The 26,297-nt window shown below is 59.6% G+C and carries 25 protein-coding genes and 1 pseudogene; 15 read left to right on the plus strand and 11 right to left on the minus strand.

The window, feature by feature from the left end; genetic code table 11:
- Positions 1-183: 183 nt before the first annotated feature.
- Positions 184-3,432, minus strand: coding sequence for a ribonuclease E (gene rne, locus EGJ22_RS21245; RefSeq protein WP_177432071.1), 3,249 nt, complete (start codon positions 3,430-3,432; stop codon positions 184-186).
- A 799-nt stretch (positions 3,433-4,231) separates the two neighbouring features.
- Here rne and rluC point away from each other — a divergent pair.
- The 3 genes from rluC to EGJ22_RS21265 are packed head-to-tail and all read left to right on the plus strand — an operon-like array spanning position 4,232 to position 6,862.
- The gene (gene rluC, locus EGJ22_RS21255; protein WP_009685075.1) at positions 4,232-5,188 is read left to right on the plus strand and encodes a 23S rRNA pseudouridine(955/2504/2580) synthase RluC; all 957 of its coding nucleotides are present in this window, start codon (positions 4,232-4,234) and stop codon (positions 5,186-5,188) included.
- Positions 5,189-5,191: 3 nt separating this feature from the next.
- Positions 5,192-5,866: an HAD family hydrolase gene (locus EGJ22_RS21260; protein ID WP_125920385.1), complete on the plus strand. Its 675-nt coding sequence runs from the start codon at positions 5,192-5,194 to the stop codon at positions 5,864-5,866.
- A 6-nt stretch (positions 5,867-5,872) separates the two neighbouring features.
- Positions 5,873-6,862 (plus strand): S49 family peptidase, encoded by a 990-nt coding sequence (locus EGJ22_RS21265; protein WP_029887077.1) that lies wholly within the window; start codon positions 5,873-5,875, stop codon positions 6,860-6,862.
- A gap of 61 nt (positions 6,863-6,923) precedes the next feature.
- Here the strand turns inward: EGJ22_RS21265 and EGJ22_RS21270 are convergent, their stop codons facing one another.
- Positions 6,924-7,502 carry a nucleoside triphosphate pyrophosphatase gene (locus EGJ22_RS21270; RefSeq protein ID WP_029887078.1) on the minus strand — a complete coding sequence of 193 codons (579 nt, stop codon included), beginning with the start codon at positions 7,500-7,502 and terminating at the stop codon, positions 6,924-6,926.
- 96 nt (positions 7,503-7,598) lie between these two features.
- Here EGJ22_RS21270 and EGJ22_RS21275 point away from each other — a divergent pair, with 96 nt between their 5' ends.
- From EGJ22_RS21275 to EGJ22_RS21325, 11 genes and pseudogenes are all read left to right on the plus strand, one after another.
- Positions 7,599-8,126 (plus strand): YceD family protein, encoded by a 528-nt coding sequence (locus EGJ22_RS21275; RefSeq protein ID WP_080709253.1) that lies wholly within the window; start codon positions 7,599-7,601, stop codon positions 8,124-8,126.
- Between the two features lie 13 nt (positions 8,127-8,139).
- On the plus strand, positions 8,140-8,322 hold the full coding sequence (gene rpmF / locus EGJ22_RS21280; protein ID WP_029887079.1) for a 50S ribosomal protein L32: 183 nt from the start codon (positions 8,140-8,142) through the stop codon (positions 8,320-8,322).
- A 3-nt stretch (positions 8,323-8,325) separates the two neighbouring features.
- Complete coding sequence (gene plsX / locus EGJ22_RS21285; RefSeq protein WP_080709254.1) at positions 8,326-9,336, plus strand: phosphate acyltransferase PlsX; 1,011 nt, start codon at positions 8,326-8,328, stop codon at positions 9,334-9,336.
- A gap of 165 nt (positions 9,337-9,501) precedes the next feature.
- Entirely contained in the window at positions 9,502-10,440 is a 939-nt protein-coding gene (fabD, locus tag EGJ22_RS21290; RefSeq protein ID WP_029887081.1) for an ACP S-malonyltransferase, read from the plus strand.
- A gap of 15 nt (positions 10,441-10,455) precedes the next feature.
- On the plus strand, positions 10,456-11,196 hold the full coding sequence (gene fabG, locus EGJ22_RS21295) for a 3-oxoacyl-ACP reductase FabG (RefSeq protein WP_009685066.1): 741 nt from the start codon (positions 10,456-10,458) through the stop codon (positions 11,194-11,196).
- 202 nt (positions 11,197-11,398) lie between these two features.
- Complete coding sequence (gene acpP / locus EGJ22_RS21300) at positions 11,399-11,635, plus strand: acyl carrier protein (RefSeq protein ID WP_009685065.1); 237 nt, start codon at positions 11,399-11,401, stop codon at positions 11,633-11,635.
- A 187-nt stretch (positions 11,636-11,822) separates the two neighbouring features.
- Positions 11,823-13,067, plus strand: a complete 1,245-nt coding sequence (gene fabF / locus EGJ22_RS21305; protein WP_009685064.1) for a beta-ketoacyl-ACP synthase II — start codon at positions 11,823-11,825, stop codon at positions 13,065-13,067.
- Entirely contained in the window at positions 13,067-13,882 is an 816-nt protein-coding gene (pabC, locus tag EGJ22_RS21310) for an aminodeoxychorismate lyase (RefSeq protein WP_029887082.1), read from the plus strand. The genes fabF and pabC overlap by 1 nt, the downstream gene beginning before the upstream one ends.
- A gap of 4 nt (positions 13,883-13,886) precedes the next feature.
- A complete protein-coding gene (mltG, locus tag EGJ22_RS21315; RefSeq protein ID WP_029887083.1) occupies positions 13,887-15,071 on the plus strand; it encodes an endolytic transglycosylase MltG in 1,185 nt (394 codons plus the stop codon).
- Between the two features lie 9 nt (positions 15,072-15,080).
- Positions 15,081-15,374: pseudogene (tmk, locus tag EGJ22_RS21320) on the plus strand (dTMP kinase); the annotation flags it as partial.
- Positions 15,375-15,997: 623 nt separating this feature from the next.
- Complete coding sequence (locus EGJ22_RS21325) at positions 15,998-16,741, plus strand: hypothetical protein (protein WP_029887085.1); 744 nt, start codon at positions 15,998-16,000, stop codon at positions 16,739-16,741.
- Between the two features lie 101 nt (positions 16,742-16,842).
- Here EGJ22_RS21325 and EGJ22_RS21330 read toward each other — a convergent pair whose 3' ends face one another.
- Positions 16,843-17,691: a DUF2726 domain-containing protein gene (locus EGJ22_RS21330; protein ID WP_125920386.1), complete on the minus strand. Its 849-nt coding sequence runs from the start codon at positions 17,689-17,691 to the stop codon at positions 16,843-16,845.
- 103 nt (positions 17,692-17,794) lie between these two features.
- Entirely contained in the window at positions 17,795-18,583 is a 789-nt protein-coding gene (locus EGJ22_RS21335; RefSeq protein WP_125920387.1) for a hypothetical protein, read from the minus strand.
- Between the two features lie 97 nt (positions 18,584-18,680).
- On the opposite strand from EGJ22_RS21335, the gene EGJ22_RS21340 reads away from it, so the two are divergent.
- Complete coding sequence (locus EGJ22_RS21340; RefSeq protein WP_125920388.1) at positions 18,681-19,520, plus strand: hypothetical protein; 840 nt, start codon at positions 18,681-18,683, stop codon at positions 19,518-19,520.
- Positions 19,521-19,674: 154 nt separating this feature from the next.
- Here EGJ22_RS21340 and EGJ22_RS21345 read toward each other — a convergent pair whose 3' ends face one another.
- From EGJ22_RS21345 to EGJ22_RS21375, 7 genes are all read right to left on the minus strand, one after another.
- Positions 19,675-21,210, minus strand: a complete 1,536-nt coding sequence (locus tag EGJ22_RS21345; protein ID WP_029887089.1) for an IS66 family transposase — start codon at positions 21,208-21,210, stop codon at positions 19,675-19,677.
- A 63-nt stretch (positions 21,211-21,273) separates the two neighbouring features.
- Entirely contained in the window at positions 21,274-21,609 is a 336-nt protein-coding gene (gene tnpB / locus EGJ22_RS26650) for an IS66 family insertion sequence element accessory protein TnpB (RefSeq protein ID WP_029887090.1), read from the minus strand.
- On the minus strand, positions 21,606-21,926 hold the full coding sequence (locus EGJ22_RS21355; protein WP_080709255.1) for a transposase: 321 nt from the start codon (positions 21,924-21,926) through the stop codon (positions 21,606-21,608). The genes tnpB and EGJ22_RS21355 overlap by 4 nt, the downstream gene beginning before the upstream one ends.
- A 354-nt stretch (positions 21,927-22,280) precedes the next feature.
- Complete coding sequence (locus tag EGJ22_RS21360) at positions 22,281-23,237, minus strand: oligopeptide/dipeptide ABC transporter ATP-binding protein (RefSeq protein ID WP_029887091.1); 957 nt, start codon at positions 23,235-23,237, stop codon at positions 22,281-22,283.
- A complete protein-coding gene (locus tag EGJ22_RS21365; RefSeq protein ID WP_029887092.1) occupies positions 23,237-24,217 on the minus strand; it encodes an ABC transporter ATP-binding protein in 981 nt (326 codons plus the stop codon). The genes EGJ22_RS21360 and EGJ22_RS21365 overlap by 1 nt, the downstream gene beginning before the upstream one ends.
- Position 24,218: 1 nt before the next feature.
- Positions 24,219-25,094: a D,D-dipeptide ABC transporter permease gene (gene ddpC / locus EGJ22_RS21370; RefSeq protein WP_029887093.1), complete on the minus strand. Its 876-nt coding sequence runs from the start codon at positions 25,092-25,094 to the stop codon at positions 24,219-24,221.
- 1 nt (position 25,095) lies between these two features.
- Entirely contained in the window at positions 25,096-26,112 is a 1,017-nt protein-coding gene (locus EGJ22_RS21375) for an ABC transporter permease (RefSeq protein WP_029887094.1), read from the minus strand.
- Positions 26,113-26,297: the final 185 nt, after the last annotated feature.

Consider the following 26,297-nt stretch of genomic DNA (forward strand, 5'->3'; position numbering starts at 1 on the left):
GATGGGGCGCGTAGCGGCCCCAGATTTCAGCGTCAATGCAAATATTCCCGGGGCCGCTTTGCGCCCCATCGCGACACAAGGCCGCTCCTACAAAGGGCAGCGCCGGCGCTGACATAAAGTGATAGGCCAAGAAAAAGCCCCGCCAGTTCGCACTGGCGGGGCTTTTTCATTCAGCCTTGGCTATCAACCATGATGAGGCTTTTGCTCATCGGCGGTTTCCAGGGCTGGCTCGCCAGTGGCTGCAGCAGCTTCCTGCGCGGCTTTGGCAGCAGCCTCGGCCTCACGTTTGCGGCGGCGAACTTCACGCGGGTCATTCGGCGCACGGCCGTTGGCCAGCATGACAGTGGCAGGCTCTACCACAGCTGGGGCCGCGACCGGCGCAGGCTCGACAACCACAGGTGCAGGCTCGGCCACTACTTCTGGCTGGGCTTCGGCAACCGGGGCAGGCTGTTCGGCAGCCGCCGCAGCCTCGACCACGGTCGGGGCCTGCTCTATTTCACCGGCTTCGACAGCTGGCGCTTCTACCGGGGCTTCGACAGCCACGGCCGGCTCGGCAACAGGCGCTTCTTCGAGGACCGGTTGTGGCGCGACTTCGACCACTGGCTCGGCAGTTGCCTCGACCACGGCCACAGGCTCGCTGACCGGCTGCTCGACCACTGGGGCCACGGCCACTTCTTCAACCTTGGTGACAACTTCGACTTGCTCGAGCTTTTCAGCCTGCTCAACCGGCTGGGCGGCTTCGCTGTTGTCGGTTGCTGCAGCGGCAACGACGTCAGCGGTGGCGCGCTCGGCCTGCTGGTTGGCCTGGGCTTCGGCGTCGCTGCTGATGTTGCTGGTCGCGACAGCGGCAGTCACGGCCAGGCCCGCCGCCAGTTCAGCACCCAGCTCGGTGGCCTGGTGCTGCTGTGGCTGCTCGTCGCTGCCTTCTTCTTCGCCGTCGATCAGCTCGCCATTGGCATTGCGCTGACGTTCGCGACGGTTGCTGCGGCGACGCTGGCCACGCGAGCGGCGGCGCGGACGCTCGCCATCGGTGCCTTCCTGCTCGTCTTGCAGTTGTTCTTCATTCGGCAGTTGCTCTTCGGCCAGCTCGGCAGCCTGTTCGGCCGCTTCTTCGGCCGCGCGTGGCTGACGCTCTTCACGGGGTGGGCGCGGGGCGCGCTCTTCACGCGGAGCACGTTCTTCACGTGGTGCACGCTCTTCACGCGGGGCGCGTTCTTCACGTGGTGCACGCTCTTCACGTGGTGCACGCTCTTCACGAGGGGCGCGTTCTTCACGTGGTGCACGCTCTTCACGAGGGGCCCGTTCTTCACGCGGTGCACGCTCTTCACGTGGGGCGCGTTCTTCACGGGCTACACGTTCTTCACGTGGCTGGCGCTCTTCGCGTTCGGCCGGTGGGGTAGCGTCCAGCGGCTCGCGCAGTTCGCGTACGCGCTCTTCGCCACGGCTGCCGCGGCGGTCTTCGCGTGGCTGGCGTGGTGCGCGTTCTTCCCGCGGTGCCCGCTCTTCGCGTGGGGCACGTTCTTCACGTGGTGCACGTTCTTCGCGTGGCTGGCGCTCGGCACGCTCTTCACGCGGCTTGCGCTCTTCGTCGCGGCGGCCATTGCGGTTGCGGCTTTGCTGGCGGCCGTTGCGGCGTTCTTCGTTGCGTGGGCTGCGCTCGGCGGCCGGTTTCTCGGCGGCAGGGGCGACCGGGGCAGCGGCAGGCTCGTCCTTGCCGGCGAACAGGCTGACCAGCGACTTGACCAGGCCCTTGAACAGGCTTGGCTCCGGCGCGCTCGGCGCGGCGGCGGCCGGTGCAGGCTGGTGCTCTTCGGCGGCGGCCGGTACCGGTGCATTGGCGCGGGCCGGGGCAGTTTTCACGGCCGCTTCTTGGCGAACCAGGGTACGGGTGGCAGTCGGTTGTGGTGCTTCTTCGGTTTCGCTGGCGGCGATTTCGTAGCTGGACTGGTTGTTCAGCACTTCCGGGTTGTCGTCGCGCAGGCGCTGGACTTCGAAGTGCGGGGTTTCCAGGTGATCGTTCGGCAGGATGATGATGCGCGCACGGGTGCGCAGCTCGATCTTGGTGATGGAATTACGCTTTTCGTTGAGCAGGAACGCTGCTACCGGGATTGGCACCTGGGCACGCACTTCGGCGGTACGGTCTTTCAGGGCTTCTTCTTCGATCAGGCGCAGGATGGCCAGCGACAGCGACTCGACGTCACGGATGATGCCGGTGCCGGAGCAGCGTGGGCAGACGATGCCGCTGCTTTCACCCAGCGATGGGCGCAGGCGCTGACGGGACATTTCCAGCAAGCCAAAGCGCGAGATGCGGCCAACCTGCACGCGGGCGCGGTCGGCTTCCAGGCACTCACGCACGCGCTCTTCGACGGCGCGCTGGTTCTTGGCCGGGGTCATGTCGATGAAGTCGATGACGATCAGGCCGCCGATGTCACGCAGGCGCAGCTGGCGGGCGATTTCCTCGGCCGCTTCCAGGTTGGTCTGCAGGGCGGTTTCTTCGATGTCGCTGCCTTTGGTGGCGCGCGCCGAGTTGATGTCGATGGACACCAGGGCTTCGGTCGGGTCGATCACGATCGAGCCACCGGACGGCAGGTCGACCACGCGCTGGAAGGCGGTTTCGATCTGGCTTTCGATCTGGAAACGGTTGAACAGCGGTACGCTGTCTTCGTAGAGCTTGACCTTGCTGGCGTACTGCGGCATCACCTGGCGGATGAAGGTCAGGGCTTCTTCCTGGGCGTCGATGCTGTCGATCAATACTTCGCCGATGTCCTGGCGCAGGTAGTCGCGGATGGCGCGGATGATGACGTTGCTTTCCTGGTAGATCAGGAACGGTGCGGCGCGGTCCAGGGACGCTTCCTTGATGGCGGTCCACAGTTGCAGCAGGTAGTCCAGGTCCCACTGCATTTCTTCGCTGCTGCGGCCCAGGCCGGCGGTGCGCACGATCAGGCCCATGTCGCCCGGTACGGTCAGGCCGTTCAGGGCTTCGCGCAGTTCGTTGCGCTCTTCGCCTTCGATGCGGCGCGAGATGCCACCGGCGCGCGGGTTGTTGGGCATCAGTACCAGGTAGCGGCCGGCCAGGCTGATGAAGGTGGTGAGGGCGGCACCTTTGTTGCCACGCTCTTCCTTCTCGACCTGAACGATGACTTCCTGGCCTTCGCTGAGCACTTCCTTGATGTTCACCCGGCCTTCCGGGGTTTTCTTGAAGTATTCGCGGGAGATTTCTTTCAGCGGCAGGAAGCCGTGACGTTCGGAACCGAAGTCGACGAAAGCGGCTTCGAGGCTGGGTTCGATGCGGGTGATCTTGCCTTTGTAGATGTTGGCCTTTTTCTGCTCACGCGCGCCGGACTCGATGTCCAGGTCGTAGAGACGTTGGCCGTCCACCAGGGCTACACGCAACTCTTCGGGTTGAGTTGCGTTAATCAGCATTCTTTTCATGTTGTACCGTCGGTTTCCGGGCTGCCGGAAACGGCGTTCGGCACACACGACGTCTCATGGTCGGTGCCAAGGTGCGCAAAGGGTGGCCGGGCCACCCCCGTGTCGAGCAACGTTCGGCACCAGCCGGTTGCCCAGCCTGCCGTTGTCGCGACGACGCGTCCTGTTTGCTGCGGTGCCAACAAGGCCCCGGTGGCTTCGAATGGGTATCCGAATCAACCAAGCGGGCCGTGTGCACTCAGTCAGGAGGAGGAATCAACCGTCAGCCGTGGACGCCCGGGGGCATCTGTTCAGGACCTTATCCGCTCACCAGCCTTCAATCGGCTGCTGGCCGGACGCGGTGCTACACGGTCCGAGGGCTGTGCATCTCCACCCTGCACGTATCCCTGATAATTCGGGTGCTGCCGCGCGCTGAATCCGCAACGGGTTGCATTTTTCGCCAGCTTCGAATGGGAAGCTGACGCCATTACATGTCCAAGGCTGTTGTTTCCGGAGCATTCGCTTTGCGTTGCGTGGAAGCGACGGGGCGGGCAGAGCTACAACGAAAAGAATCGGGTAAGCAGGTGAACAACCACACTTGTCGTTTTTTTCGGTCTTCTCTACACAGCGCTGGTGGCGATTCCAGGCAATTCGGTAAACTGGCGAAAACCCCGTAGGACGGCCTCGCGTCCTGGAGAATTGCGTAGGTCAGCAACCGACTCAGGGCCTGGTTTTGCTGGCCTGCCACTTTTGGCGGCGTTCGCGACTATAGCAGCAATGATTAAGTGCTTCAATTCCATAAAAAATTGTTATGATTCCCGCCATGACGACCAATACCCCTCCGACTTCCGGCGTACAGCTGATCGAAGTCGCGCCGGAGCTTGCCGGCCAACGCATCGACAATTTCCTCATCACGGCGCTCAAGGGCGTGCCCAAGACCCTGGTCTACCGCATCCTGCGCAAGGGTGAGGTGCGGGTCAACAAGGGCCGCGTGAAACCCGAGTACAAGATCCAGGCCGGCGATATCGTGCGGGTGCCGCCCGTCCGCCTGCCGGAGCGCGACGAGCCGGCACCGGTCGCCCAGGGGCTGTTGCAGCGCCTGGAGGCGGCCATCGTCTATGAAGACAAGGCGCTGATCGTGATGAACAAGCCGGCCGGCATCGCCGTGCATGGCGGTAGTGGCCTGAGCTTCGGCGTGATCGAGGCGCTGCGCCAGCTGCGCCCTGACGCCAAGGAGCTGGAGCTGGTGCACCGCCTGGACCGCGACACCTCCGGCCTGCTGATGATCGCCAAGAAGCGCAGCATGTTGCGCCACCTGCATGCGGCGCTGCGCGGTGATGGCGTGGACAAGCGCTACATGGCATTGGTGCGGGGCCACTGGCCCACGGCCAAGAAACAGGTCAACGCGCCCCTGCTCAAAAGCAACCTGCGCTCGGGCGAGCGTATGGTCGAGGTGAACGATGAGGGCAAGGAGGCGCTGACCCTGTTCCGCGTGCTGCGTCGCTTCGGCGATTTCGCCACCATTGTCGAGGCGCGGCCGATCACCGGGCGTACCCACCAGATTCGCGTGCATACCCTGCATGCCGGGCACATGATCGCCGGCGACAACAAATACGGCGACGAAGATTTCAGCCGCGAAATTCGCGAGTTGGGTGGCAAGCGCCTGTTCCTGCACGCCTACGCGCTGACCGTGCCGCTGCCGGACGGTGGCGAGCTCAAGCTTGAAGCGCCGGTGGACGAAGTCTGGGCCAAGACGGTGGAGCGGCTGAGTGCGCCGTGACCTATGAAAAAAGCTTATGAACTGCTGATCTTCGACTGGGACGGCACGCTGGCCGACTCCATCGGGCGCATCGTCGAGTCCATGAACGCGGCTGCCGTGCGTGCCGGTGAGGCGCAAAGCAGTGATGATGCGATCAAGGGCATCATCGGCCTGGCCCTGGACGAGGCCATCCATACCCTGTACCCGCACCTGGAGCCCGTTCAGGTCGAAAGCTTCCGTCAGCACTACGCTGATATCTACACTGCCCTGGATCAGCAGCCTTCGCCGCTGTTCGAGGGGGTGAGCGAGTCGCTTGGCGCCTTCCGTGCCGAGGGTTACCGCCTGGCGGTGGCCACCGGCAAGGCCCGTAGGGGCCTCGATCGGGTGCTCAAGGCCAACGGCTGGCAGGCGTTTTTCGACATTACCCGCGCCGCTGATGAAACCCGTGGCAAGCCACACCCGCTGATGCTCGAGGAAATTCTCGGCCATTGTGGTGTAGAACCGCAGCGTGCGCTGATGGTCGGAGATTCGGCATTCGACCTGCAAATGGCCAGCAATGCCGGCATGCATTCGGTGGCCGTGGGCTATGGTGCCATGTCGCTACAGGCGCTGGCCGAGTTCGGCCCGCAGGTGTGCATCGAGCATTTTTCCCAGCTGCGCGAGTGGTTGGCTGGGGCCGCAATTCCACTTCCAAGGTAGGTGAGCATGGCAGACGAATGGAAAGCCCCCGAGGCCGAGCCCGGGGAGCGCGAAGAGCGCAAGAGCTGGCAACTGCTGGAAAAGACCCTGTTGGCCAGTGTGCAGGAGCAGCGCCGCTCACGGCGCTGGGGTATTTTTTTCAAGCTGCTGACCTTCGTTTACCTGTTCGGCATCCTGGCACTGTTCTCGCCGCTGATGGATATGGACAAGGCCGCCTCGCGCGGTGCCAGCCATACCGCACTGGTCGAGGTGCGTGGCGTGATTGCCGACCAGGAGGCGGCGAGCGCAGACAATATCGTCAAGAGCCTGCGTGAGGCCTTCAAGGACGGCAAGACCAAGGCGGTGGTAATGCGCATCAACAGCCCGGGTGGCAGCCCGGTGCAGGCCGGTTACGTGTACGACGAAATCCGCCGCCTGCGTGCCGAATACCCGGCCATCAAGCTGTACGCGGTAATCGCCGACCTGGGGGCGTCCGGTGCCTACTACATTGCCAGTGCGGCAGACGAGATCTACGCCGACAAGGCCAGCCTGGTGGGGTCCATCGGGGTAACGGCGGCCGGCTATGGCTTCGTCGGCACCATGGAAAAGCTGGGTGTCGAGCGCCGCGCCTATACCTCGGGTGAGCACAAGGCGTTCCTTGATCCGTTCTCGCCGGAAAAGCCCGAGGAGACGCGGTTCTGGCAAGGGGTGCTGGACACCACGCACAACCAGTTCATCGCCATGGTCAAGCAGGGCCGCGGCGAGCGCCTGAAAGACAAGGAGCACCCGGAGCTGTTCAGTGGCCTGGTGTGGTCGGGTGAACAAGCCAAGGCGCTGGGGCTGGTGGATGGGCTGGGCAGTGCCAGCTATGTGGCGCGTGAGATCGTGGGCGAGAAGGAGTTGGTGGACTTCACCGTGCAGGAATCGCCGTTTGACCGCTTCTCCAAGCGGGTCGGGGCCAGTGTGGCTGAGCACCTGGCCATGTGGATGGGCTTCCAGGGGCCACAGCTGCGCTGATAGCCTGTTCTGGCCCCATCGCCGGCTTGCCGGCGATGGGCCGCAAAGCGGCCCCAGGCCCTCAAGGAATCACCACCCCTTCCTTGGTCAGCATGTCCACCAGCCGAATCAACGGTAGCCCGATCAGGCTGGTGGCGTCGCAGCCATGGGTGCTCTGAAACAAACTCACCCCCAACCCCTCCGCCTTGAAGCTGCCAGCGCAGTCCAGCGGCTGCTCCGCCGCGACATAGCGCTCCACCTGCTCGCGGCTCAGTTCGCGCAAGGTCACGGTAAACGGTATGCAATCGACCTGGCATTGCCCGGTGGCGCTGTTAAGCAGTGCCAGCCCGGTCAGGAAGCACACCTGCTGCCCGCTGCACGCCAGCAGTTGTTCGCACGCGCGCTCGAAGGTCTGCGGCTTGCCCAGCACCTGTTCGCCCAGCACCGCCACCTGGTCCGAGCCGATGATCAGGTGCCCGGGATGGTTGCCCGCCAGTGCCTCGGCCTTCTGCCTGGCCAGGCGCTGCACCAGCTCTGGCGCTGGCTCGCCGGCCTGACGCTGCTCGTCTATGTCGGGGCTTGCCCAGGTGAAAGGCAGTTGCAGGCGGGCGAGCAGTTCGCGGCGATAGGCAGAGCTGGAAGCCAGTAACAGAGGAAGCATGGTAGACTCCTGATTCAGTTGAACAAATTCTATCACGCACGATGCCGCCTAATTTCCTTTGACAGGGGCGGGGGGCATCCCTATTATGCTGCGCCTATGTTGAATGACCCGATTCCACCTCACGTTGACCCGCGCAAATTAGCCGATCGTGGCGTAACCCTTAACGGTTCGCTGCCGCTCGCTGATTTGGAAAGACTCTGCGACCCGCTTTCCGACAATGTCGGTACGGTGCAGGCGAAGTTCGATTTTGAACGAGATGAACAGCACGTGGTGGTTATCCACAGCGAGCTGGACGTCGAAGTCAAAATGGTTTGCCAGCGTTGTCTTGAGCTGGTCACCCTGCCGATCCATAGCGAATGCACTTACGCTGTGGTGAAGGAGGGTGCGAATACCCAGTCGTTGCCGAAAGGCTATGACGTGCTGGAACTGGGCGAAGATCCTTTGGATCTGCAGGCATTGATCGAGGAGGAGCTTCTGCTCGCCCTGCCAATCGTGCCTGCTCATCATCCGGAAGAATGCCAGCAGCCGGCGGGCGCAGACGAGCCCGAATCGAGCAAGGACGAGGTATCGCGGTCCAACCCGTTCAGTGTTTTGGCGCAGTTAAAGCGTGACCCAAACGTTTAGGAGTTAATCAATTATGGCTGTTCAGCAGAACAAAAAATCCCGCTCTGCCCGTGACATGCGCCGTTCGCACGACGCTCTGTCGGAAAACGCGCTGTCGGTAGACAAGTCCACCGGTGAAGTCCACCTGCGCCACCACGTTTCGCCAGAAGGCGTATACCGTGGTCGCAAAGTGGTCGACAAGGGCGCTGACGAGTAATCCTTGTCCGCTCAGGTCATCGCGATCGACGCAATGGGCGGGGACTTCGGTCCCCGCAGCATTGTTCAGGCTAGCATTGCCTGCCTTTCCGCTACCCCCTCGTTGCACCTGACCCTCGTCGGTCAACCCTCCCTCCTGGAAGATCTTGTCAGCGGCCTTGCGGCTGCGGATCGCGCGCGCCTGCAAATCGTCGCCGCCAGTGAAGTGGTCGGCATGGACGAGCGGCCGTCCCAGGTGCTGCGTGGCAAGCCGGACTCGTCCATGCGCATCGCCCTGGAACTGGTGCGTGATGGCAAGGCCCAGGCCTGCGTCAGTGCAGGCAACACCGGCGCGCTGATGGCATTGTCACGCTTCGTGCTCAAGACCCTGCCGGGTATCGACCGCCCGGCCATGGTGGCGGCGATCCCGACCCAGGCTGGTTACTGCCAGTTGCTCGACCTGGGTGCCAATGTCGATTGCAGTGCCGAAAACCTGTACCAGTTCGCCGTGATGGGGTCGGTGGCCGCCCAGGCCCTGGGTGTTCACCGCCCGCGGGTGGCGTTGCTGAACATCGGTACCGAGGACATCAAGGGCAACCAGCAGGTCAAGTTGGCGGCAAGCCTGTTGCACAATGCCCGCGGGCTCAACTATGTGGGCTTTGTCGAAGGTGACGGGCTGTACCGTGGCGAGGCGGATGTGGTGGTGTGCGACGGCTTCGTTGGCAATATCCTGCTCAAGTCCAGCGAGGGCCTGGCCACCATGATCGGTACGCGGATCGAGCAATTGTTCAAGGGCGGTTTGCTGGCGCGGGCAGCTGGAGCCGTGGCCATGCCCCTGCTCAAGCGCCTGCAGGCCGACCTGGCGCCGGCGCGGCACAATGGCGCGAGTTTCCTGGGTTTGCAAGGTATCGTCATCAAGAGCCATGGCTCCGCGGGCGTTCAGGGGTTCCAGAGTGCCATCCAGCGGGCGTTGATCGAGATTCAGGAGAATCTGCCGCAGCGTTTGCACGGGCGTTTGGAGGACCTGCTGCTTTAGCCTGCGACGGGGCCCGGGCAGGCAAACAAAGACCTTAGGCATATCCCCGATGAAGTGCTTAAATGTGACCGCTTGGTCTGCGTCTTCATCCAAGCTTTCAGATTCCGCGCCTGGCCCAAGGCCTGGCGTACCCTATCCGACGACAAGATCATAAGGGCTTGTTCAATGTCTGCATCTCTCGCATTCGTCTTTCCCGGTCAAGGTTCCCAGTCGCTGGGCATGCTCGCCGAGCTCGGCGCCGAGAAGCCAGTGATCATCGAAACCTTCAAGGAAGCTTCTGCAGCACTCGGTTACGACCTGTGGAAGCTGGTTCAGGAAGGTCCGGAAGAGCAACTCAACCAGACCGACAAGACGCAGCCGGCGATCCTCACCGCGTCCATCGCGTTGTGGCGTCTGTGGCTGGAAGAGGGCGGTGCCACGCCAGCTTTCGTGTCCGGTCATAGCCTGGGTGAATACAGCGCCCTGGTCGCTGCCGGCAGCATCAGCCTGAAAGACGCTGTGCGCCTGGTCGAGCGCCGTGGCCAGCTGATGCAGGAAGCGGTACCTGCCGGGCACGGGGCCATGGCCGCCATTCTCGGCCTGGACGACGCTGTGGTCGTGGAGCTCTGCGCCGAAGCGGCTGAAGATGAAGTGGTCAGTGCCGTCAACTTCAACTCGCCAGGGCAGGTGGTCATCGCCGGCAACAAGGCGGCGGTCGACCGCGCCATGGAGCTGTGCAAGGCCAAAGGCGCCAAGCGCGCCCTGCCGCTGGCCGTCAGCGTGCCTTCGCACTGCGCCCTGATGAAGCCGGCTGCCGAGCGCTTTGCCGATGCGGTCAACGCCATCGAGTGGAAGGCCCCGCAGATCCCGGTGGTGCAGAACGTCACCGCCGCCATCGCGGCCGACCTCGATGCCCTCAAGCAGGACCTGCTGGCGCAGCTGTACCAGCCGGTACGCTGGGTTGAGTGCGTGCAGGCCCTGGCGGCCAATGGTGCAGTCAATCTGGTCGAGTGCGGCCCGGGCAAAGTCCTGGCTGGCCTGAACAAGCGTTGCGCCGATGGCGTGACCACTTACAACCTCAATACCCCTGACGCCGTTGCCGCCACCCGCGCGGCACTGGCCTGAATTGGAGAAGCTTGCATGAGCCTGCAAGGTAAAGTTGCACTGGTCACTGGCGCCAGCCGTGGCATTGGCCAGGCCATCGCCCTGGAACTGGGCCGCCAGGGCGCAACCGTGATTGGTACCGCCACTTCGGCCTCCGGCGCCGAGCGTATCGCCGCCACCCTCAAAGAGCACGGTATCACCGGCACCGGCATGGAACTGAACGTGACCAGCGCCGAGTCGGTTGACGCGGTACTGGCTGCCATTGGTGAGCAGTTCGGCGCCCCGGCCATTCTGGTCAACAACGCCGGCATCACCCGGGACAACCTCATGCTGCGCATGAAAGACGACGAATGGTTCGACGTGATCGACACCAACCTGAACAGCCTCTACCGTCTGTCCAAGGGTGTGCTGCGTGGCATGACCAAGGCCCGTTGGGGTCGTATCATCAGCATCGGCTCGGTCGTCGGTGCCATGGGTAACGCTGGCCAGGCCAACTATGCGGCTGCCAAGGCCGGGCTGGAAGGCTTCAGCCGCGCCCTGGCGCGTGAAGTCGGTTCGCGTGGCATTACCGTCAACTCGGTGACCCCTGGTTTCATCGATACCGACATGACCCGCGAACTGCCTGAAGCGCAGCGCGAAGCCCTGCAAACCCAGATTCCACTGGGCCGCCTGGGGCAGGCCGACGAAATTGCCAAGGTGGTTTCGTTCCTGGCTTCGGACGGTGCAGCCTATGTAACCGGCGCAACCGTGCCGGTCAACGGCGGGATGTACATGTAACCCTGCAACTCAATGTGACGGATTTCGTAAAAAAAGAGTCATACTGCGAGCCTAAAATCCGTTATAAAGCTGCAATCAGATTCCAGACAGCGGGTGCGGTGACTAGCCTGAAGGCAGGTTCAGCTTGAAAAGCGAACGTCTTTCTATAAAATTAGCCACCGGCCAGCTGCCTGCATATATCCATTAGGAGTGAAAACTAGGTATGAGCACCATCGAAGAACGCGTCAAGAAAATCGTCGCCGAGCAACTGGGCGTCAAGGAAGAAGAAGTGACTGCTGAGAAGTCCTTCGTCGATGACCTGGGTGCCGATTCGCTTGACACCGTTGAACTGGTGATGGCTCTGGAAGAGGAATTCGAGACCGAAATCCCTGACGAAGAAGCCGAGAAGATCACTACCGTTCAAGCTGCTATCGACTACGTCAAGAACCACCAGGCTTAAGACGTTACCGTCGACGCTACTTGTCGGGGAAAACCGCACTGCCTTCGCTGGCGTGCGGTTTTTTCTTTGCGAGCGCCGCGGATTGTCCGGGCCGCCTCGTTCACCGCGCACCAAGAGCCTGTTGCCATTTCATTCCAGCGCTTGAATGCAATGCCAAGAGACTCTGTTATTAGAAAAGGAGAGTACTGTGTCGCGTAGACGCGTCGTGGTCACCGGTATGGGTATGCTGTCGCCACTGGGTACCGATGTACCGAGCACCTGGCAGGGCATTCTGGCTGGCCGCAGTGGCATTGGTCCGATCGAACACACGGACCTGTCTGCCTACTCCACCCGTTTTGGCGGCTCGGTGAAAGGCTTCGAGGTGGAGCAGTACCTGTCGGCCAAAGAGGCCCGCAAGCTCGACCTGTTCATCCAGTACGGCCTGGCGGCCGGGTTCCAGGCGGTGCGTAATGCCGGCCTGGAGGTCACCGACGCCAACCGCGAGCGCATCGGCGTGGCCATGGGGTCGGGGATCGGTGGCCTGACCAACATCGAAGAAACCAGCCGCACCCTGCATGACTCGGGGCCGCGTCGCATTTCGCCATTCTTCGTGCCGGGCTCGATCATCAACATGATCTCGGGTTTCCTGTCGATCCACCTGGGCCTGCAGGGCCCCAACTACGCCATTGCCACTGCCTGCACCACGGGCACCCATTGCATCGGCATGGCCGCGCGCAATATCGCCTACGGTGAAGCCGACGTAATGATTGCCGGCGGCGCCGAAATGGCCGCTTGCGGGCTGGGCATGGGTGGCTTCGGTGCATCGCGCGCGCTGTCCACCCGCAACGACGAGCCTGCCCGCGCCAGCCGCCCTTGGGACAAAGGTCGCGACGGTTTCGTGCTGTCCGACGGTGCCGGTGCCTTGGTGCTCGAAGAACTGGAGCATGCCCAGGCCCGTGGGGCGACCATCTATGCCGAGTTGATCGGTTTTGGCATGAGCGGCGACGCCTACCACATGACCTCGCCACCAGACTCCGGTGAAGGCGCTGCGCGCTGCATGGCCAACGCCCTGCGCGATGCTGGCATCCAGCCGGAACACGTGAGCTACATCAACGCCCATGGCACTTCGACCCCCGCGGGCGACATTGCCGAGGTGGCGGCGATCAAGCGCGTATTCGGCGACCACGCCTACAAGCTGGCAGTCAGCTCGACCAAGTCGATGACCGGCCACCTGCTGGGGGCGGCTGGCGCGGTAGAAGCAATCTTCAGTGTGCTGGCGATCAACAGCCAGATGGCGCCCCCGACCATCAACCTGGACGAACCGGACGAAGGTTGCGACCTGGACTTCGTACCGCACCAGGCGCGCAGCATGCCGATCGATGTGGTGTTGTCCAACTCGTTCGGCTTTGGTGGCACCAACGGCTCGCTGGTGTTCCGCCGGTTCGCCGGTTGATGCTCAGCTGGATCGACGGCCAGCCCGCGACTGCGCTCAATCTGCAGAACCGCGGGCTGGCTTACGGCGATGGTCTTTTCGAAACCATCGCCGTTCGGCATGGCCGGCCCAGCCTCCTGGATGGCCATCTCGCTCGCCTGGCGCTGGGTTGCCAGCGGCTGGCGATTGGCGCCGACCTGGCGCAGGTGCGTGAGGAATTGCTGCGCTACGCCAGCCAGCTCGGCGACGGGGTAGCCAAACTCATCCTCACCCGTGGCGACAGCCAGCGTGGTTACGCGCCGGTTGCCGATGCCGTGCCCCGGCGTATCCTGCAGGGCGGCCCATTACCCAGCTATCCTGTTGCCCATGCCGAGCAGGGCGTACGCTTGTTCCCCTGCCAGACACGGCTTGGGGAACAACCGTTGCTGGCCGGGCTCAAACACCTCAACCGGCTGGAGCAGGTGCTGGCCCGTGCCGAATGGCAGGACAGTGACCATGCCGAGGGCCTGATGTGTGACGGGCAAGGCCGGGTGATCGAAGGGGTATACAGCAATCTGTTCCTGGTGCGCGACGGCGTGCTTTTTACTGCCGACCTCAGCCGTTGTGGCGTGGCCGGGGTCATGCGCGGTGCCTTGCTCGAACAGGCGCGCTTGCAGGGTATTACGGCCAACGTCTGCGACCTGCCGTATGGTGCGCTGGAGCAAGCCGATGAAGTATTTGTTTGCAACAGCGTCTATGGCGTCTGGCCCGTGCGCGGCCTGGCCGCGTTAAACTGGTCGCCGGGCCCGCTTACCCGAAAACTGCAGGCCGTTGCCCGTACGTTACTGGAAACCTGAATTCGTGAGACGTAAATTCCTGCTGCTGCTGGAAATGGGTCTGATCCTCGCCGGTCTGGCGCTAGGCTGGTCGGCCTGGAAAATCAACTCGGTCCTGGAGCAGCCACTGCATGTCACGCAGGAACGCCTGCTCGACGTGCCCAATGGCACCACCCCCAACCGCATGTTCTACCGCATGCAAACCGAAGGGCTGCTCGACGACGCCGTCTGGTTGCGCCTGTACTGGCGCTTCAACATGGCCGGTACCCCGTTGCACACCGGCGAATATCGCCTTACCCCTGGCATGACCGTCGAGCAGCTGTTCGACGCCTGGGGCCGTGGCGACGTAGTTCAATACAACCTGACCCTGGTCGAGGGCTGGACCTTCCGCCAGCTACGCGCGGCCGTGGCCAAGCATGAAAAGCTCAAGCACACCCTGGATGGCCTGTCGGACGCCGAGGTCATGGACAAACTCGGCCATACCGGTGTGTTCCCTGAGGGCAGGTTCTTCCCCGATACCTACCGCTTCGTGCGCGGCATGAGCGACGTCGAATTGCTGCAGCAGGCCTACATGCGTCTGGAAGAAGTGCTGGCCAAGGAATGGGCCGAGCGCGCCACCGACCTGCCGTACCGCGATCCCTACCAGGCGCTGATCATGGCTTCGCTGGTGGAGAAGGAAACCGGCATCCCCCAAGAGCGCGGGCAGATCGCCGGGGTGTTCGTGCGGCGTTTGCGCCTGGGCATGATGCTGCAGACCGATCCGACGGTTATCTACGGGATGGGTGAGCGCTATAACGGCAAGATCACCCGTGCCGACCTGCGTGAGCCTACGCCCTACAATACCTACACCATCACTGGCCTGCCGCCCACGCCGATTGCCATGGTCGGCCGCGAGGCGATTCACGCGGCGCTTAACCCGGCCGATGGCACCAGCCTGTACTTCGTCGCCCGTGGCGACGGCAGCCATGTGTTCTCCGACGACCTCAACGATCACAACTCGGCGGTGCGGGAGTTTCAGCTCAAACGGCGGGCAGACTATCGCTCCAGCCCCGCGCCACAGCAGCCGGCAAAGCCGGGCGCCGATGACGCTGCGCCAGCCGCCGGCGATGAGCAGCCGGTACCCGATGAGCCGGCTGCGCAGCCGGCGCCGGCCGCTCCCGCCGGTGATGCCCAGGCGGCCGAGCCGGCAACGCCTGACGAACAACATTAAGGACTGCCTGTGAGCGGCTTGTTTATTACTTTGGAAGGCCCCGAAGGCGCGGGCAAAAGCACCAACCGCGACTACCTGGCGGCGCGCTTGCGCGAGCATGGCCTGGATGTGGTGCTGACCCGTGAGCCAGGTGGTACGCCGCTGGCCGAGAAGGTGCGTGAGCTGCTACTGGCCCCCAGCGATGAACCCATGGCCGCCGACACCGAACTGCTGCTGGTGTTCGCTGCCCGCGCCCAGCACCTGGCCCAGGTGATCCGCCCGGCGCTGGCCCGTGGCGCTGTGGTGTTGTGCGACGGGTTTACCTATTGACTATTTCGGAAGCCCTCAAACTGTAAACCCATGAGAAATCACGAAATTTTCTCAGCATAGTCAGCTTCATCCCGTGAAGGCAAGGGTTCTTCAAAGCACTCCGCCTTTCAAAACGTCGGCCACCGTTTTCTCAGGTAAAAATGTAAACCTGTAGCCGTCTATCTAGCCCTTTCGCTAGAATGTAAACGCTTTTCGCCCGAAATCGCTTCGTTCAGAAAGCGCTCTGGGCGCAAAAATGTAAACCTGCCTCTCAGCCTTCCCCTTATGGGTCATATTGATCCAGCACGGGCACGCAGATTTCTAGGCCAGTCTACTGCCGCATCGCAGCACTCCACCCGAAGCATCGGCCGTCAGGCATCGGCGCCCTCGTGCGTGGCACCCCACCTCAGATCTTTAAAAATACGCATCGCTCGAAGACTCGAATCGCCCGCAAACGGCGGTCCGATCTGTCCGCAAAATCCGTTGTAAAAAAAATCCATGACGCCCCCATCGGTCGAGGAGGGCTAACGGTGCTTCTGTCCCTGAGAACCGAAGGTGGCACAAGCTGGGAATTGGGTCACCGTTTCTAGGACGGTAGGCTCGTCTATCAGAATTCATACTTTCTGCACGAGGCATCTGTGAGTAAGTCCAACCAGTTGTGGGATCTGGCGATAGAGTGGGTTTCCAAAAAAATTCGTAGCCCATTCTCCAACAAAGTCACCAGATTTCTTTTGATCACAGGCGCCGGTATTGTTGCCGCACCCCTGCTTCTTCACATGTTTGCAAACGCCCTACTGAAGCATTTTCTTGGCATTGACTTGGGGGTTGAGCCTCCCGGTACTATGACATACATCGCGGGATTTTGTTTCATGCTGCTGGGTGTGGTTAACAATACAATCCACAATTATCTGACACATACCCATCAAGTGCGTGTCAAAAATGCTGAAGTCTCGATATACAAGGAGACATGGGGGAAGCTTGATACTGCTCTGGATGACACTGCTCGCTTGAGCAGTCTCTACACTACTTATTATGCATCTCGTGATGAGGAGTTAGTCCTTAAGGCTGAAGAGTCAATTATCTCATGCATGGACTGGTTGAGGAAAAATCGTCCCTTCTACTACTCGGATGCTTTTTACGAGAAGTGCTCTCAGATATGTGCTCAGGCGCGTCAAGAAACCCGCGCATTTCGGGCATGTATTGAAGCCAAAAAAATGGAAGAGGCAACAATCGGAAAGAATGGTCCGCTGACTAATCACATGGAGTTTTACAAAAAAATCTACAACTATGAAATGGCACAGAAGGAAATGGCGCAGAATGTTAAGGCCATGAGGCGCGAATATGAGGCTGTGTGTGTGGAGATTCGAGATCGTCTAGCTTAATCTTCGTGCTCGATATCGGGGCTGATAATAATCAACCCCGCTAGAATCGGATGTACAGATAGCCAGTATCTCGGGGGGAACCTCATTAAATGCTTTCGCCCTCAAAGCTGACGCATCACCTCTCGTACGAGCCTTTCGAATTCTTCAATCGACGAAGCCTTGCTGTTGAGAGGACGAATTCGAATGAGTTTTGTATTTGCGGCCCGAAAAATATCGTCTTTCAACTTGTCATTAGCTTGAGCTTGAGCTGCATCGTGGAAACTGCTGTCTAGCTCAATGATATATTTGGGCTCATAGCCGCTCCCAACATCAAAAACTACGCTGTCGACTATAGCTTTGAAGAAGTAAGATCTTGCTTGCTCGGACAGGCTATCTTTAATTGCATGGTAATCTAGTACGCAACTCAGAGCGACGTTAGGATAGGGGTGATAGGTAGGGAATACTCGACGTACCGCTTCGTAGAAGTTCTCTTCTTGTTTAGATTTGAAAAGCCGAATAGTTTTAGCCTTCCCTGGGCGGACATCTGTTGCGCGGATTGTCATGTTTTCGCGCAAGCTAGCTGCGACTGCCTCTGGCTTAGTGTTTAAAAAAGAAGCGATTACTTTTTGAGCTAATGGGCGATGTTGATAGGTCTGAGCGTAATTCAGCAAGGCGGAGTGCTGTGTTTCTTGCATTAGCTTAAGGCGCTCATCCACGAAATTATCGACGAATGCTTGGCTGAAACCGTGCTGCACAAGCTCGATAATCAGGTTGGTGTGCTCGAATTGCCTCGCTCTTTCAGCCGGAGGTAGTGGGCGAGTAAACTCGAAGAACTCAGCTTCGAAGAATGTCGTAACTTGGATCAAAAATGGATCTTGCGTTTTTGCCTTCTTGTTCTTGTAAATTATTTTCCCAATCGCATCCCAGTCTTTTTGTGCCAGTAAGGTATATAACTGCTCTCTGTCTTCCATGGCGCTGCTCTCGGCTCTAAAACCATTGAGCGCCTAGGATAGTTTCGCTGCTAGCGCTCTGACAATGTTCAGGTCCTGCCGGCCTGCTTACACTCCCTTGCCCTTACAGGCTACCCGCCACCTCTTCCAGCTCCACACGCGGGATATCCCGCAGGCCCAGGATGTCCACGATCCTCAGCCCTGTGGGCGATAGATGGCAGTGAGTGGGTAGGGTGCGGGCTATGTTATATACGAAGCCTGCTTGGCCCTGCTGCGGGTCTATGCTGACGAGAAATTGCCTTTGGTAGAGGTAGAACGCCTGATGGGCCAGGTCGAGCTTGTCCGTGGGAATTACGCCCCGTTCAGGCCATTCTTCAGACCTCAGAGCGAACGCATCGCGATTCGCGACCACGGCCAGGATGCAGAATTGCTGGTAGGTAAGAGTCTCGGCGATCGCGATCAGGTGGTTGGCCTCAGCGGGCTGGAAGTCGGGGGTGAAGACGAGGTTGGTGAAGAAGCGAGCGACGTACTCCAGCTTCTTCCGCTCGTGCTCCTGCTTGGCGGCCAGCAGCACGCCTTCGAAGATTTCCTCACATGGAGAGGGCTGGTCGTCTTCCTTTCTTTCGAAGAAACCGTCCTTGCGAGGACTGTCCCAGAGAAGCCGCTCGCGTATGCCGTCGATGGCCAAAGCTGCAACACCGCCGACCTTTTGTTGCTCACGACTGGAAAGCATCCGGTGAGCAATGTCCTCGATGACGAACTCGCAAGCTTTAGCTACGGCTGCTCCCGCCGTTGTGCCTGCCGGCCCGGCCACTGCAGCTCCAATGAGCGCGGACACGACAGAGCCAACACTGGCACCTGCGATGCCGGAGCCTTTTTTCAGCAAGCTGACAGCCTTCCCGTCTTCCTTCATTCTTCCTCCTAGCTGCGTTCCTAGCGTGCGTTAGCGCCGGACACGTAATGCCAACCAGCCATGACGCGCTTTGATCCGTATGACGCCGATAGTAACGATGTCCACCCCCAAGCGGTTTAGTGCAGAGGACATGGATGTGAAATACGAGCCGACCCAGCCAAGCAACCCCCACAAATTCACGCTAAACCAGCACGTCTTTCCGAAAGCGAGCATTGAGCGCTTCGCAGGCGATGATGGGTGCGTCGAGGTTTACTCGATACCGCACAAGAAGGTCATGAGGGTGAGAGCTAATAACCCCATCTTCTGCGTCAAAAGAGTCTGGGACCAGAAGACTGAAGCGGGGTTAGGGAAACGTATAGAGGATAACTTTCAAGCACTTGCTGATGCTATCGAGCGCGGCAGTGTGACTACTATTGGGGTTTGGGAAAAGCGTACGGTTGAACGGTTTTTCTCCCTCTGGCGTACGAGGCAAAAATTCAGGCTTGAGGGATTGGAGGATGTGAGGTTTCACGGCGTCGAAGGTAGTTCACTGACCAAGGCGCAGGAGGAGGTACTAGAGAGTAAGCATGCCATGTACGCCTCAGACGGAGTGATGAAGGGGAGGCTGCTCGCTAGCATTCACGTTTTCGGCTATGAGGCGACGTTTATCCAGGCAAACGAGTCGATGCAGTGGGGGATCGCCCGTTCTGCTTCTGGTGATTTCCTGGTACCGGATAGCTTTGAAGACATGATGATCGTGCCGATCTCACCCCGCTTGGCGATCGTTGCCGGCGTGCCTGACTGCGTGTTGAGTCGCGACGAGGTTGCAGTCATCAATCAAAGCGCGATCTCCCGTGCGAAGAACTACTATTTTGCTCGACAGCTTTCTGCCGCGCCCGTCATTCGGCATTCGACCAGCACGCAATTTAGAGGCATTTTCCCTGAGCGTAGAGGTTGATCTGAGGTTGTTTTAGGCGAGGCTAGGACCCGCTCTTGGAGCGGGATTTATCCAGTGGGGGGTGGGTGGCTTGATCCTCGGGTCGGTTACGTAGACTTCATGCTAGCTACACACAGATTAAACGTAAGCGTCCGCCCAACTCACCTTGCGTAAGTCAGGCCGGCATCCACTGATGGGGCTGTAACTGCCCGATCTCACTGGCCCGCTGGGTCGGCAGCCGCGTCATCACATCCTTGAGATAGGCATACGGATCATGCCCATTCATGCGTGCCGACTGGATCAAACTCATGATCGCCGCCGCGCGCTTGCCGCTGCGCAGCGACCCAGCAAACAACCAGTTCGATCTCCCGAGCGCCCATGGCCGTATCTGGTTCTCAACCTGGTTGTTGCCGATGGGCACAGCCCCATCCTCCAGGTAGCGCGTTAGCGCTACCCAGCGTTTCAGGCTGTAATCGAGGGCTTTAGCTGTGGCTGATCCATTGGGCACCAAGTCGCGCTGGGCCAACATCCAGTCATGCAGTTTTTTGAGGATCGGCACCGCCATTTCCTGACGTATTCGCCAACGATCTTCATCACTCATGTCCCGCGCTTGGCGTTCGACCTCGTACAAACCGCTGATCGAGTGCAGGGCCTGTTCAGCCAGCTGGCTTTTATTCGCTACGTGCAGATCAAAGAACTTGCGACGGGCGTGAGCCATGCAGCCGATTTCAGTGATGCCTCGCTCAAATCCGGCCTTGTAGCCAGCGAAGTCATCGCAGACCAGCTTGCCGTTCCAGTCGCCCAGGAAGTTGCGCGCATGTTCGCCAGCACGGCTTGGGCTGAAGTCATACACCACTGCTTTCAGTGCCGAGAACGGCGTGCTGCTATAGGCCCAGACGTAGGCCCGGTGGGTTTTCTTCTCGCCTGGCGCAAGCATCTGCACCGGTGTTTCGTCGGCGTGAATCACGCCCTGCTTCAGCACCGCTTCACGCAGTGCATCGACCAGCGGCTGGAGCCGCACGCCGGTTTGCCCGACCCACTGCGCCAAGGTCGAGCGAGCAATGGCCAACCCGGCGCGGCCAAAGATTTTCTCCTGCCGATACAGCGGCAAGTGATCGGCAAACTTGGCCACCATCACGTGGGCCAACAAACCTGCGGTCGGGATACCTTTATCGATAACCTGCGCCGGCACAGGCGCCTGGATCAGTGTTTCGCACTGACGGCAGGCCCATTTGCCGCGTACATGTTGCTCGACGGTAAACACGCCCGGCGTGTAATCCAGCTTCTCGCTGACGTCTTCGCCGGTGCGTTGGAGCTGGCAACCACAGGCGCACTGAGTGTTTTCGGGTTCGTGGCGACTGACGGTGCGTGGAAACTGCGGCGGCAAGGGCGCACGTTTTGGGAATTGCCGTGGTTCGGCCTGTGGCGCAGCTGGGAGGAGCTGTTTTAGCTCGGCCTCGATAGCTTCAAGATCTGTGTCGAGCAGGTCATCCAGCAAGCTGCTTTGCGCCGGGCTGATTTGCTTGCTGCGCTTGGCAAACTTGTGCCGTTTGAGCAGGGCGATTTCGAACTTGAACTGTTCGATGAGGATTTCATCGTTCTGGATCTTCCTACTCATCGCCTCGACCTGGGATTGCAATTGCAACGCCTGTGCCGCCAAGGCACGAAGCTGTTCCGGGGTCATCTGATCGAGGTTGGGCGAGAAAGTCATGCCGCCGATTGTGCCAGAGCAGGCGCGGGACGACGACAAGTGGACCGGCCAAATGGCCGGCGTTTACAGCATGCTGATCACACCGTCGGCGCCAACGCGCTGCCATGGCAAGCCCAGTACCAACGCCTGGAGTTGTTCGTTGTCGAGCTCGACCTCGCAGCCATGGCGAATGCCGGGCCAGTGGAACTTGCCTTGGTTCAGTCGCCGCGCTGCAAGCCAGACGCCCACGCCGTCGTGCACCAGCACTTTCATCCGGTTGGCCCGGCGATTGGCGAACAGATAAGCGCAGTGCGGCTTCGCCGCACCAAACACCGCGATCACCCGGGCTAAAGCGGTTTCGGTACCGGCGCGCATGTCCATCGGCTCGGTGGCCAGCCAGATCGCATCAATGCGGATCATTGAGCGACAGCCCGGATAAATTGCGCGCAGCCCTCAGGATCTGAGGTTGGCCATTTCACCGTGATCACTTGCCCGGCCATGGGCAACTCGATGATCACTGACGCCTCGACTGGCCGTTTAGGTGCGGCTTTTAGTGGGACGAAAGCCGGTAGTGAGGCTGCTGCAGGCTGATCTCGATAGAGCGGCATCCATTTGCGGATGACGTTGGCATTGATGCCGTGGCTGATGGCGACACTGGACACCGTCGCGCCAGGTTGCAGGCATTCCTGAACGACTTGGGCTTTGAATGGTTTCGGATAAGAGCTTCGTTGGCGCATGGAAATCCTGACGATAAGGGTGATCGCGTCCGCTTAAAAATACGCGGACACCATCGCCCTTAATGCTGGAGTTCGGAAGGTGAGTTCGCCGGACGCTTACCAAGTAGCGAGGGGATCAAGGCATTGGGGTGCCTTGCCAGTGAGATTAACCAGGCCTGTGTTCGACCAACAGGCGCGCCAATCGTGGAGATCAGATCCGCTAACGGGATCGGCTAAATCAACGCTGTGTGACAATCAAAGCCGAGTAGCTACGCCTAGTCATGCTGAATGAGGCGTAGCTAGCCTTCTTGGCGGCTGATTGGTCACTTCACCTACAACGGTTGATTGGGACTTCCAACTAGGCAGGGATGTGGATCAGGCAGCGACGTGGCACCGTACGGAAGTCTGCCCACATACCTTCAACTGCTGCGGACTTTCACATCCTTGGGTAGAGAGCTCGCACCTGTCCTTGAAGAAGCAACCTGTGGGTAGGTTACGGTTACTGGGCAGATCGGTACGTTGGGCAGATGCTTCGCCTCTCAAAGGTTTGTCCAGGCGCGGCACCGCTTCCAGCAGCAGCTTGGTGTAAGGGTGTTTTGGCATCTCAAGCACGGATGCCGCATCTCCGACCTCGACAATTTGTCCGAGGTACATCACTGCTACCCGATCCGAGAGATGTCGTACTACAGACACGTTGTGAGAAATGAGGATATAGGTGAGCCCTCGGTCTCGTTGAAGCTTTGCAAGAAGATTCAGTATCTGGGCTTGCACGGAAATGTCCAAAGCCGAGGTTGGCTCATCGAGCACTATGACGTCCGGGTCTGACGATAACGCCCTTGCAATCGCGATGCGCTGCCGCTGGCCGCCCGAGAACTGGTGGGGATAGCGATCAAGGTATTCGGGGCGAAGCCCAACCTGCTCGGCAAGCTGGGCAGCGATCTGTCTCAGCTCCACCGTCGGCAAGCGGCGTTTCACCACCAACGGTTCTGTAATGATCTTCCAGACGGGAAGCCGAGGGTTCAGCGACGACTGCGGATCCTGAAAGACTATCTGAGTATTTTGCTGACGCTCTTCATGGTTGTTCCAGGCGTACACCAGCTCGCCGGTACCAGGCTTTAGCAGTCCCATCAGAAGCTGCGCCAATGTGCTTTTACCGCAGCCCGACTCTCCAACGATGCCCAGTGTTTCACCTTCTCGGACATCAAGGTCTATGCCATTGAGTGCGTGCGCAAAACCTTTCGAGCGCCCCAAAAGGTCTCGGCCAACTGAATATCGGACATGAACATCGTTCAGGGTCAGCAAGGTCGGCTTAGCGATTGTCATAGTATTCATCACGCAGACTCCTGCTCATGCAACCAGCACGCGCTGAGGTGGTTCGCAGATTCGGTCGAAAACAATTTCGGTTTGGCTTCGCAAACAGGTAGCCGGTGTGTGCATCGGTCTTTGAACGTGCACCCATTCGGCAGCTTGGCGAGGTTAGGCACTTGTCCGGAGATCGTATCGAGATCTTCGCCGGGGGTAGCCCGCTCTGGGAGGCTCGCCAAAAGCCCCTGAGTGTACGGATGGGCTGGGTTGTTCATAACCTGGCTCGTAGAGCCTTGCTCGACAATGCCACCCGTGTACATCACGTAGACCCGGTCACAGAACTGGGAAACTAATGCCATGTCGTGTGTGATCAGCAGTATCGCCGTGCCGCGCTCACGTGCTTTCTCACGAAGCAGCAGCAACACTTGTCGTTGTACCGTCACGTCCAAGGCTGTGGTGGGTTCATCGGCGATCAGCAGTTTTGGGTCGCAGGAGAAAGCGAGTGCGATCATGATGCGCTGACGCATTCCACCCGAAAGCTCAAATGGATAGCGCTCAAGCACCTGTTCAGGATCAGCGATATGCATGTCCTGGAGCAGGCCCACGGCCTTGTTGTAAGCCTGTTCATTTGAGAGCTGCTGGTGTCGTTGGATGACGTCTAGCAGCTGTTTACCGATCCTGCGGGTAGGGTTGAGCGCAGTCATGGGCTCTTGGAAGATCATGGCCGCGTCACGCCCTCGGAGGTCTCCGAGCTGCTTTTCCTTCTGCCCAAGAATATCTTTGCCAAGTAATTGAACCGATCCTTGGGTGACCCTGAAGCTACCAGGGGGAAGGAGACCCAGACTCAGCATGGCTGTGACTGATTTGCCGGATCCGGACTCCCCAACGACCCCGACGATTTCCCCAGGTTGGACCCGAAGCGTAACGCCGTTTAGGGCTTTGGCCGTGTCGCGAAAACCAGGAAATTCAAGATTCAAATTGTCGATGCTCAAAATAGCCTGGCTCATGTCACTTACCCTTTTGCCGTGGATCAATCAGATCGCGCACGCCATCACCCAAAAGGTTGAAACCAATTGCGGTGATCAGAATTGCGATCCCTGGGAACGTGGAATACCACCACTGATCAAGGATGAAGTTCCTTCCGCTCGCCACCATGACACCCCACTCAGCAGTAGGCGGCTGAGCGCCCAGGCCGATGAATCCAAGGGCGGATGCCATCAAAATCGCGTTGCCGATGTCGAGGCTGAACTGGACAAGCAAAGGTGGCATCGCATTGCGTGCAACGTGCCAGTGCACCTGGTGCCAACGATTTGCGCCAAAAGTCTGAGCTGCTTGGACGTAGGCCATCTGCCGGATGCTTAGCGCCTGGCCACGAGCGAGCCGTACGTAGAAGGGGATGCGCACTAAGGTGATGGCGAGCATGGCGTTGAACAAGCTAGGGCCTAATGCCGCAGCAAGAGCCATGATCAGCACCAGCGAAGGTACCGAAAGAATGATGTCCATCAACCTCATCACAATACGGTCGAAGCGTCCGCCAATCACTCCGGAGAAGCAGCCTAGCAATCCACCAACTGCACATGAGGAGAAAGCAACGAAAAGCCCAACGCCTACGGATTGTCGGCTGCCATAGATCACCCGGCTGAATAAATCGCGGCCTACCTCATCGGTACCAAACCAGTGCTGCAGGCTAGGGCCTTGAAGCCTCTCAGTGAGCTTGAGGGCGTTGGGGGAGTAGGGGCTAATCCAAGGGGCTGCAACAATGCAGAGCAGGACGAGCGATGTAATGATCAGCCCGATCAGCATGAGCGGGCTGCGCTTGATTCGATAGGCGATCCATGCGATCTGCTCACGAATCGGGTTGGCTTGGGAAACTAGTGTGGGCATATCAGTCACCCTTGGCGATGCGTGGGTCAGCCAACCGGTACAGCAGTTCGATTATCCGGTTGAGGATGACGTAGATGAATGAAACCAGGATCGCGAATCCCATCACAGCCGGGAAATCCAGCGATTGAATGGACTTGACCACGTAGGCGCCCATCCCAGGCCATGCAAATACCGTCTCGGTCAGCACTGCTCCGTACAGCAAATCACCTAATGCAAGCCCTATCACTGTAATGGATGGAATGAGTGCGTTTGGCAGTACGTGGCGCATGATGATGGTCATGTTGGAAAGGCCGTAGGCTCTTGCCGTTCGTACATAGTCTTCGCTTAGCTGTTCTAGCATTGCTCCCCGTATCTGGCGGGTAATGACGCCGAGGTTGACGAATGCCAGTGTGAAGGCGGGAAGCACCATGTGTTTGGCGGCGTCTAGGAATGTGCTCCATTGGCCGGCGACAAGGCTGTCCAAAAGATAAAATCCGGAAAGCGTCGGAGGAGGGGAGACGCCCTCGCCGAGCCGTCCACCGCCAGGGAGGATGCCAAGGTGCCCATAGAACAGTACGATCAGACCCAATCCCAGCCAGAAAGCGGGGGTCGAAATGCCAGCCACAGCTAGCGTTCTGGAAATGTGATCGATGAGGCGATTATTGAAAACAGCGGAAAGTATGCCAAGTGGCACGCCGACCAGGATCGAAATGAGCATTGCCATCAACGCCAGTTCGAGCGTCGCCGGGAAAAATAATTTCAGGTCTTCAAGGACGGGCCGATGAGTCCTTATCGATTGACCTAAATCTCCAGTGAGCAGGTCACCCATATATTGAAAGTATTGCTGGTACAGCGGGAGATCCAGACCCAGCTGCTGGCGTATGCTCGCCACAATTTCGTCACTTGCACGTTCTCCCGCGATCAGGCGTGCAGGGTCGCCTGGAATCAGGTGGGAAATGATGAAAGTAATGATTGATACGCCAATTACAACAATCAGAATATCAAACAATTGCTTGCGCAAAGTATTTAATAGGCCCATGGTTTACACCTCATGCTTTGGCGGCCCGGACGGGGCGCCAAAGGCGATTACTTAGACATTGCTGCAAAGTCAAACACTTGCTCAAGCATCGGGTTGAATACATAGCCCGGCGGCGGCAAAAACTGAGTGCAACACCTGACCTTTCCGGTACGGTGCTGCCCCTATGTCTTATACCGAACTCAGCG

Source organism: Pseudomonas sp. p99-361, from assembly GCF_003935475.1.
Classification (GTDB): domain Bacteria; phylum Pseudomonadota; class Gammaproteobacteria; order Pseudomonadales; family Pseudomonadaceae; genus Aquipseudomonas; species Aquipseudomonas juntendi.